This is a genomic window from Streptomyces mesophilus (assembly GCF_011044995.1).
GTDB classification, from domain to species: Bacteria; Actinomycetota; Actinomycetes; order Streptomycetales; family Streptomycetaceae; genus Streptomyces; species Streptomyces mesophilus.
The window spans coordinates 1-1,151 of record NZ_JAAKZW010000465.1; the positions used below are offsets into that span (position 1 = coordinate 1).

Annotated in this window: 1 protein-coding gene; it reads right to left on the minus strand. The window is 70.4% G+C overall.

Features of this window, described 5'->3' with window-relative positions; genetic code table 11:
• The coding region (locus G6045_RS42065; protein WP_328708104.1) for an SCO5717 family growth-regulating ATPase at positions 1-885 on the minus strand (885 nt) is incomplete at its 3' end.
• Positions 886-1,151: the final 266 nt, after the last annotated feature.

The following is a 1,151-nucleotide window of genomic DNA, read 5'->3' on the forward strand; positions in this document are numbered from 1 at the left end:
GGTCTGTGGTTCGGGGGCCTGAGAGGGGACTGCGTCCTGGACGGCTTCATCGTCCGCGTCGGCGTCCGTGGTGACGGACGGCGCGTTGTCCCGTACGTCTGCGGCTGCCTCTCCATCCGCCTCTACGTCACCGTCGCCGACCGCCTCCGGAGCATCGGCGCCGCCTTCGACGCGTACCGCATCCTGCGGCACGGAATCCCGGACGTCCTCGTCCACCGCCTCGTCACGCTCCGACGAGGAGGATGCAGAGGACTCAGCGTCAGTGGACTCGGGGTGCGCAGTGGGCGCATCGGATACGGAGGCGACGTCAGCGGACGGTGTGGAGCCGGCCGCTTCACCGGGCTCCTCTTCCCTGTCCGCGCCGGAGCCCGCACCTGCGCCGGACCCTGCACCCGAGCCCGACAGCGAATCCGCCGCGGACTGGGCGGCCTCGGCCCGCTCCTCGATCTCCCGCTTCAGGGAAGCGGCGGAGAAGCGCATGGTCGCACCGCTCTCGAGGTCCCCGCTGCCGTCGGACTCGGAATCGGACCCTGCCGCGTCAGCGACGGGTGCCGCCGGAACCTGAGGCTCGACAGGCGGCGCGGGAACAGGCGCGGGCTGGAAGCCCCCGCCTTCCGGCAACCCGGGAACCGCCACCGGATGACCGGCGGGCGGTGGCGGCGGAGCCGCGGCAAATCCACCACTGTCCGGCGAAGGCGCAGACGCCTCACCGGACACACCGCCCGTACCGCCCGCACTGCCGGAACCCGCAGCATTCTGCGTGTACCAGGCAGGAGGCGTGTAGTCGATGGTGAACTCGCCCGTCATCTCGACGGACTCCGCGTCGGACTGATCATCGACGGGTGTGTTCCAGCCCCCGTGGATCCCGTTCCGATCGCTGTTCACAATGCCTCCTGGTGTGGTCGAGCACCCTGCGTGCCGTGGTGGGAGCGACTCGTATCGCCGATACAGCCGCCATCGTCCGATCCCGGCTCTCCCCCTGGGACGCACCCGACCCGCTCACAGGTTCTGATGCGTCTCCGGCCCCCAGCCTAACTATCAAGACCGTCAGTACGGCAGGCCGGACAGCCCACTCTCGTCTGTCCCGTACGTCACGTCCTGCCCGCGGCCGCCCCCACCACACCCCGGGCCGGTCCCCATACCGGACAACC